Raw genomic sequence first — 7812 nt, forward strand, 5'->3', positions numbered from 1 at the left:
CCTCGTGGTCGTGGGCGCGGTGGTCGGCGTCGTCCTCGTCGCCTCGCGGACCCTGCCCGGGGCGTGGGCGCCCGCCGCGATGGCGCTGGCGCTCGGCACGCTCGCGCCCGTCGCCGACGCGGCCGCCGCCCTCGGCCGCGCCGCCGGACTGCGGGCCGCGGCGGCCCGGGTCGGTGCCGCCGTCCGGGCGCCCGCCGGGGCCCCGGAACCCCGGGTGCCGCGCGCCCTGCCCGAGGGCCGGCTCGGGATACGGATGCGGGGCGTCCGCTTCGACTACGGCGGTGGACCGGTGCTCGACGGGCTCGACCTGGAGGTGCCCGCCGGGGAGACCCTGGCGCTGGTGGGGGTCTCCGGCGCGGGCAAGTCGACCTGCGCCCAACTGCTGGCCCGCTTCTGGGACCCGGCGGAAGGGAGCGTGGCACTCGTCGGCGACGCGGGCGCGGCGGCCGACCTGAGGACGGTCGCCGACGCCGAACTGCGCCGTGCCGTCGCCGTGGTCGGCCAGAACGCCCCCCTCTTCCACGGCACCCTGGCCGACAACCTCCGCCTCGCCGCGCCCGGGGCCGGCGACGCGGAACTGCGCGCCGTGGCCGCCGCGACCGGAGTCGACGCGCTGGTGGCCGCGCTCCCCGACGGCTACGAGAGCCCCGTCGGCGAGCGCGGCGCCACCCTCTCCGGTGGCCAGCGCGCCCGCGTCGCGCTCGCCCGCGCCCTGCTGACCCGCCCGCGCGTCCTGGTCCTGGACGAGACCACGGCGGCACTCGATGGACTGGCGGACGCGGAGGTCCTCTCCGGTGTGCGGGAGATCCTGCCGGACTGTACGACGGTGGTGATCGCCCATCGCACCGCGACCATCCGGCGGGCGGACCGGATCGCCGTCCTGGAAGCGGGCCGGGTCGCCGAACTGGGCACCTGGGACGAACTCACCCCCGGCGGCGGCGCCCTGGCCCGGGTCCTGGGGACCCGGGACGAGGAGGTGTCCCGGAAACGGCCCGTCGGCGGCTCGCCGAGGTGACACCCTGGCCGGAGCCGGAGCCGGAGCCGGAGCCGGAGCCGGAGCCGGAGCCGGAGCCGGAGCCGGGTGTCGGGCCGACCGTGGGCCCCGACTGGACGCCGTGCTGAGCGTCCGGCCGGGGCCGGACGGCACGGTGACCCGTCCGGTCGCGGCCGGATACCGCCGTCATCGCCCGGCCGTGGCGAGCAGGATCCGCGCCAGCTCGCCCGGCCGGGAGAACATCGGCCAGTGGCCGGTCTCCAGCTCGACCAGCCGCCACCGCTCGCTGGTCAGCAGCCCGGCCACGTCGTCGCCCGGCTCGGCGCCGTCGAGCAGGCACTTCACATAGGTCGCGGAAAGCTCCCCGAGCGGCCGGGTCAGCACGGCCGGGTCGGCCAGCGAGACCCCCGGGTGGGGTGTGGCCCCGCCGACGATCCGGGCTATCTGCTCCTCGGTGAGGCCCTGACCGGCGAAGTCGGCCTCGGGCAGCGGTGCCCAGAGGCCGCCGTTCGCCGCGAGGGCGGCCTCCAGCTTCGCCGGGCCCTCCCACCAGGCGGAGACGAAGGACTCACCATCGGCCGGAACGCTGGCGTCGACGAAGACCACCCGGGTCAGCCGGTCCCCGATCAGCTCGGCGGCCTGGCCGACCGGGATGCCCGCGCAACTGTGTCCGACCAGAACGACATCGCGGAGATCGAGCCGCTCGACCTCGTCGACGATGTCCCGCACATGGGTCCGCGGCCCCACGGGCACATCCCGCTTGTCGGCGACGCCGGAGAGGGTCACGGGGTGAACGCCGTGGCCCGCCTCCCGCAGTACGGGCACCACCTCGTCCCACGCCCACGAACCGAGCCACGCGCCTGCCACGAGTACGAAATTCGACATGACCGCACCGTACGGGAGCGCACTGACAATGCCCTGTGGAGATGCTCCGCACCCGGCCTGGCCCGCTCCGACCCCGCCCGGCCCGGCCCGTCGTCGGCCGGGGTGCCGGACCGGCGACGGTCGTCCGCCGGGGAGCACCCCGCCCGCCACCGCCGCCCAGCCCCGTTGTCAGACCCGGCTGGCAGAGTTCTGTCCATGGGTACGGACGAGTTCTGGAACATCATCGCGACGGCGCGCGCCAACACCACCGGCCGGCGCCCCTTCGACGTGGCGCTGGCCGATGTGCTGGCCGAGCGGCCCCCCGCTGAGATCCTCGCGTACGCGGAGGCTTTCGCCACGGCCCGGAGCGACCTCGAACGCTGGGACGTGTGGGCGGCCGCCTATCTGATCGGGGGCGGCTGTTCCGACGACAGCTTCATGGACTTCCGCGCGGGCGTGATATCCCTCGGCCGCGAGTGGTACGAGAGAGTGCTCGCCCACCCGGACAGCCTGGCCGGCCACCCCCAGCTCATAGCCGGTGAGGAGTACTTCTTCCACGAGGCGGTCAACTACGCCGCCGCCGGGGCCTTCCGGCGCGTCACCGACGGATCGGAGGACTTCTACGCGGCCTGGGACCGCTACCGGGCGGCGGCCGGGCTGGGCCGCCGGACCATCGACATGGGGGAGGACTTCGACTTCGACGACGACGAGGAGATGCGCCGACGGCTGCCCCGGCTGTTCGCACTCCTCGAAGACGAAGACGAAGACGAGCAGGACGAGGAGGACGAGGCGGGTGGGACCGAGGGGTGAGGGGGAGCGGGCCCCTCGGGTTTCCGCGCCCGATGGTCTCCTCCGCCCCGGCGGTGCCGGGGCGGGCGACGCGGTGAGGAGAGGTCACCTGGTGGGATCGGCGGGCGCCCTCCGCACGGTTCCCGCCCGCTCGGGGGCGGTCTTGGCGGACGACGGCAGGACGTGGGCGAGACCGTGGGAGGCGAGTGGCTCGCGGAACGGCTTCCAGATGACGGGGTCGGCCAGGTTGGTGAAGAGCCCGGTGCAGGTTTCCGTCGCTCCGGTCACGAGGCCGCGCACGACGGCCTTGCCGGACTTCGTCACGGAGAACAGCGGCCCTCCGCTGTCCATGCCCATGACCCGCTTGTCCTGCGTGCCCGCGCAGATGAACTCCTCGCTCCAGACGCCGTTCTCGGTGTCGAACGCGTTGACCGGGAGCACCGCCTCGCGCAGACGGGTCGGCAGGGAGGACGAGTCGTCCGGGAGGGTGTACCCCCATCCCACGGCGTGCAGGAGCTGCCCCGGCTGTGGCCGGGTGCGGGTCGGGGGAAGGGCCGCGGTCTTCTGCCTGACCGGACGGTCGAGCACGAGGAGGGCGAGGTCCGTGTTGGTCTGCGTCGTGAACGCGGGGTGGCGGTAGACGGAGAGACGGTCGGAGGTGATCACCGTGCCCCCAGCGGCCTGCGTGTCGGTCCGCCCCAGCACGAGCCGGATCCTGTCCTTGCCCGGGTCGGGGTTGAGGCAGTGGGCCGCCGTGGCGACGACCCGCTGGTCGATGAGGACCGCGCCACAGCGGTGTGACCATGCCCCGCCGCTGACCCGCTGTTGTTCGATCTGCGCCACAAAGGGCCACTTGCCGTCCGGGACCGGCGTTCCGCCGACGATCGCCGACGCTGTCGGGGCCGAGGTCAGCACGGTCGCGAAGGCGCCGATACCCGCGACGCAGACGGCCGCCCGTCGGCGCATGGACTTGTACATAAGGAAACACTCCCAATCTCCACTCGGGGTGAGGCCGTCGACCGGCCCCGTCGATCACCCGGTTCACCCGGTGATCCCGTCGGAGCGGCGGAGGGGCACCGGCCCCGGAGACCGCCCGCGACCGGTCAGCCGCCACCCGCGGCCACGACCTCCGGACGTCGCTCGTCCGTCGGCCGGGTGACGCGGGTCCGCCGCGTTCCGATGTCCCCAGTGAAGGCGAGAGCGTGTCGCGGGAGTGTCTCCCTTTTCCGATACATCGCCGATAGGGCCGCCATGCTCTGATGAGCCCCTGTGCGGAGGGGAGTCCGGGCCGGCCGCGTGGGCGCCCACCACCCACGCGTTCGGCAGCGGGCCGCGCACTCCCGGCCCTCACGGGTGCCACGGCTGACGGCCACGGGCCACGCCATGGATGAGGGCGCGCCTGCTCAGGCGCCGCCGTCCACCGCGCCGCCGACCACCGCGTCCACGCCGGTGCCCGTGCGCCCGTCCGTGCCGGTGTCCGCCGTGTCCGCCGTGTCCGCCGTGTCCGTCTCCACGGTGTGGTCGAGATCGCGCGCGTAGTGCTCGATCGCCGGGCGGTACGCGCGGACGCCCGGGTCCTCGCTCGTGGCGGCGAGCAGGGTGAGCAGGAGGGCCATGGCGTCGTGGTGGTGGCCGGTGTTGTAGAGGGCCATGGCGAGGAAGGTCCGCAGCGCCCCGTCCTGCGGGAACGCGGTGACGGCGTCGCGCAGCAGTGCCACCGCGTCGGCGTGGCGGCCCAGGATCCGGTAGGTGCTGCCCAGTCCGAGGAGCGCGCCCCTGCGGTCGTCGGGGGTGAGGCCGGGGACGGCGAGGGCGCGCTCGTAGAAGGGAACGGCCTCGGCCTCCAGACCCAGGACGTCATGGGTCCACGCCGTCTGGTAGGCCACCTCGGCGTCGTCCGGGTGCTCGGCGGCCAGGGCCGTCAACAGGGTGCGGGCCCGGTCGGGTTCGCCTCGCTCACGGAGCCGTACCGCCTCGGCCAGCAGGGCGTGTGTGGTGGTCATGCGGTGATCGTCGCACGCGGTCGGGCGCGGCTCGGGCCCGGAACTCGGGGGGTGTGCCCGTGCCGCGCCGCCGGGCGGGGCGGCGGGGCACGGGTGTGGGTTGGAGGCAGGCCGGGAGGTCGCCGTTCCGGTGACGCGTATGCCGTCTCCGCAGGCGGTCGGGCACGGCTCGGGTGTGGTTCAGGCGGCGGGGTGGAAGGTCGCCGTTCCGGTGACCCGTATGCCCGTCTCCGTACCCGGGCGGGCGGTCAGCGGGCCCTGGATCCGGGCGGTGACCGGAGTCGGCAGCTCCGGCGTGGTCAGCAGGACCACCGCGTCATGGCCGTGGAAGCGGATCTCCGTGACCACGGCACGCGGCCCGGTCCCGTCCGGGGTGAGGACGAGCTGCTCCGGGCGGAGCACCACCGTGCCCGTACGGGCACCCTGACGCTCCGCCGGGGAGGGGGCGAGCGGGATCCGGCCGAGCGGGGTCAGCGCGTGGTCGCCGTCGACGCTCGCGGGCAGCTCGACCGCCTCGCCCACGAACGAGGCCACCCACGGGTCGACCGGCCGGGTGTACAGCTCGTGCGGGGTGGCGCACTGGGCCACCCTTCCGTCGCGGACGACCGCGACCAGGTCGGCCGAGGACAGGGCCTCCTCCTGGTCATGGGTGACCAGCAGCGCCGTCGCCCCGGCCGCGCGCAGCGCGGTGCGGACGTCGGAGCGCAGCCCCGCGCGCAGCGCGCTGTCGAGGGCGTTGAACGGCTCGTCCAGCAGGACCAGCGACGGGCGCGGCGCCAGCGCGCGGGCGAGCGCCACCCGCTGCTGCTGGCCGCCGCTGAGCTCGTGCGGCATCCGCTCCCCATAGCCGTCGAGCCCCACCAGTTCCAGCATCGCGCCCGTACGGGCCCGGCGTTCGGCCCGGTCCACCCCGATGAGGCCGAAGGCCACATTGCGGGCCACGGTCATATGCGGGAAGAGGGCGCCTTCCTGGGCGACGATGCCGACCCCGCGCCGCTCCGGGGCGATCTGCGTCCCGGGTCCGGTCACCGTGCGGCCGTCGATCGTGACCTCGCCCGCGTCGGGGGTGAGGAAGCCCGCGACCACCCGCAGCAGGGTGGTCTTGCCGCAGCCCGACGGCCCCAGCACGGCGGCCAGCTCACCGGCCGGGACCGTGAGGTCGAGTCCGTCCAGGACCCGGTTCCCGCGCCCGTACGACGTCGTCAGCGAGGTCACGCGCAATCCGGTCATGAGCGCCTTCCGAGCAGATAGGAGGGGACGGCGGCGATCAGCACGATGGCCGCGGCATAGGGGGCGGCGCCCGCGAAGGCGCCCGCGCCGGTCTCGGTCCACAGCCGGGTCGCCAGCGTCTCGGTACCGGTGGGCCGCAGCAGCAGCGTCGCCGGGAGCTCCTTCATGATGACGACGAACGTCAGCGCGGCCCCCGCGCCGATCCCGGGCGCCGCGAGCGGCACGGTCACCGTCCGCAGCACGCCCAGCGGAGAGCGGCCCAGCGAGCGTGCCACGTCCTCCAGCACCGGCGGCGACTGGAGCACGGCGGCGCGCGCCGAGGCGACCGCGACCGGCAGGAAGAGCACCACATAGGCGGCGATGAGCAGCGGGAGCTGCTGGTAGAGCGGATAGGCGTAGCGGACCGAGAAGAACACCAGCGCGAGTCCGACGGTGATGCCCGGCACCGCGTGCCCCGCGTACACCGACTGCTCCAGCAGCCGCGCCAGCCGTCCGGTGTGCCGGGCCGAGAGCACCCCGACGGGCAGCGCCAGAACGGTGGTGACGGCCGCGCCGGCCGCCGCCACGGTGAGGGTGGCCACCGTCGCCGACCAGAACTTGTCCTGGTCGAGATCGCCGGAGCTGCCGATGGTCAGCCAGTAGCCGAGCGTGGCCAGCGGGAAGGCGACGGCCGCCGCCGCGACCGCGCCGCACCAGAGGAGCGCGGGCGCCGTCCAGCGGCCGAGCCGCAGCCGGACCGGGGGCCGGGCGCTGCCCCGGCCGGTGCGGGCGTGCCCGGCCCGGCCCCGGGTGCGGTTCTCCGCCAGCACCAGCAGTACGGTCATCGCGACCAGGACACAGCCGAGCACCGCCGCCGGGGTGCGGTCGAAGGCGGCCTGGTAGGAGGAGTGGACGGCCCGGGTGAACGTGTCGTACCGGGTGATCGAGACCGAGCCGAAGTCGGAGAGCACATAGAGCGCGACCAGGATCGCGCCCCCGGCCGCGGCGGGCCGCAGCTGCGGCAGTGTCACCGTCAGGAAGGTCCGCAGCGCACCGCTCCCCAGGGAGCGCGCGGCCTCCTCCTGCGCCGGGTCGATGCCCCGCAGCGCCGCCGCGACCGGCAGGAAGACATAGGGGAAGCAGGCGAAGGTGAGCGTGATCGACGCGCCCGCGAGACCGGCGAGGGAGGGGGCGGCCGAGATCCAGGTGAAGGCCGCCACATAGCTGGGCACCGCCAGCGGGAGGGTGGCGAGCACCGCCCACATCCGGCGCCCCGGGAGCGTGGTGCGCACGGTCAGCCAGGCGAGCGAGATCCCGAGCACCAGCGTGCCGGTGACCACGATCGCGGTCAGGCCGAGGCTGCGGCCGAGGAGTTCCAGGGTGCGCGGGTCGGCGACGATGTCCCAGGCGTAGCCCCAGCCGCGCTCCATGGCGCGGACCGCGAGGTACCCGAGCGGCAGCAGCGCCAGCAGGGCCGCCGCCGTGGCGGGCAGCAGCAGGACCAGCGGGGGGAGTCGGCGGCGCCCGCCGACGCGTCGGCCCGTGCCGGTGGCGGGGCCCGTGCCGGGGCGTGGCGCGGCTGCCGGTGGGGGCGCGGGAGACGGTGAGCCGTGGGTGCTCATGGGGCTGGTGTGAGACCTGTCTGTGCGGCGGTCAGGGTGTGCCGTGCTGGTGGTTCTGGTCGCTGCTGCCGTCCGGGACCCGTGCCGCGCCGTCGCGCGGTGGGCGGGGGCGCCGGTGTGGGGCCTGCGCCGGGGTCGCCGGGGGCTGGCCGTCGCCTTCCGCGGACGCTTTGGTCACGGATCCGCCGACCGGGGCCGGACCGTCCCGATGCCGTCCGTTCCGGGGTGGCGTTCCGCCACGCGTGGCGGGGGCGGGGCCCGGGTGCCGTGCGCCTTCCGCCTGGCCGACCCGCGACGTTCCCGTCATGCGCCGGTGGCGGTGCCCCGCGAT

The 7812-nt window shown here is 75.1% G+C and carries 6 protein-coding genes and 1 pseudogene; 2 read left to right on the forward strand and 5 right to left on the reverse strand.

Annotated elements, in window-relative coordinates:
- On the forward strand, nt 1–1015 hold a 1015-nt coding region (locus ACFVIM_RS29990), incomplete at its 5' end, for an ABC transporter ATP-binding protein (RefSeq protein WP_384307872.1).
- Nucleotides 1016–1180: 165 nt separating this feature from the next.
- Here the strand turns inward: ACFVIM_RS29990 and ACFVIM_RS29995 are convergent.
- Nucleotides 1181–1879, reverse strand: a complete 699-nt coding sequence (locus ACFVIM_RS29995) for an alpha/beta fold hydrolase (protein ID WP_384307874.1) — start codon at nt 1877–1879, stop codon at nt 1181–1183.
- Nucleotides 1880–2074: 195 nt separating this feature from the next.
- Between ACFVIM_RS29995 and ACFVIM_RS30000 the strand changes: the two genes are divergently transcribed.
- Nucleotides 2075–2668: a DUF4240 domain-containing protein gene (locus tag ACFVIM_RS30000; RefSeq protein WP_384307877.1), complete on the forward strand. Its 594-nt coding sequence runs from the start codon at nt 2075–2077 to the stop codon at nt 2666–2668.
- A gap of 84 nt (nt 2669–2752) precedes the next feature.
- Here ACFVIM_RS30000 and ACFVIM_RS30005 read toward each other — a convergent pair whose 3' ends face one another.
- The 4 genes and pseudogenes from ACFVIM_RS30005 to ACFVIM_RS30020 form a co-directional block, all read right to left on the reverse strand.
- A complete protein-coding gene (locus tag ACFVIM_RS30005; protein WP_384307880.1) occupies nt 2753–3613 on the reverse strand; it encodes a S1 family peptidase in 861 nt (286 codons plus the stop codon).
- A gap of 545 nt (nt 3614–4158) precedes the next feature.
- Nucleotides 4159–4650, reverse strand: a pseudogene (locus tag ACFVIM_RS30010) (tetratricopeptide repeat protein); the annotation flags it as partial.
- Between the two features lie 180 nt (nt 4651–4830).
- Nucleotides 4831–5880 carry an ABC transporter ATP-binding protein gene (locus ACFVIM_RS30015; protein WP_384307883.1) on the reverse strand — a complete coding sequence of 350 codons (1050 nt, stop codon included), beginning with the start codon at nt 5878–5880 and terminating at the stop codon, nt 4831–4833.
- Nucleotides 5877–7481, reverse strand: a complete 1605-nt coding sequence (locus ACFVIM_RS30020) for an ABC transporter permease (protein ID WP_384307885.1) — start codon at nt 7479–7481, stop codon at nt 5877–5879. The genes ACFVIM_RS30015 and ACFVIM_RS30020 overlap by 4 nt, the downstream gene beginning before the upstream one ends.
- Nucleotides 7482–7812: the final 331 nt, after the last annotated feature.

It is taken from the genome of Streptomyces sp. NPDC057638 (genome assembly GCF_042800315.1).
In the GTDB taxonomy this organism is placed as follows: Bacteria; Actinomycetota; Actinomycetes; order Streptomycetales; family Streptomycetaceae; genus Streptomyces.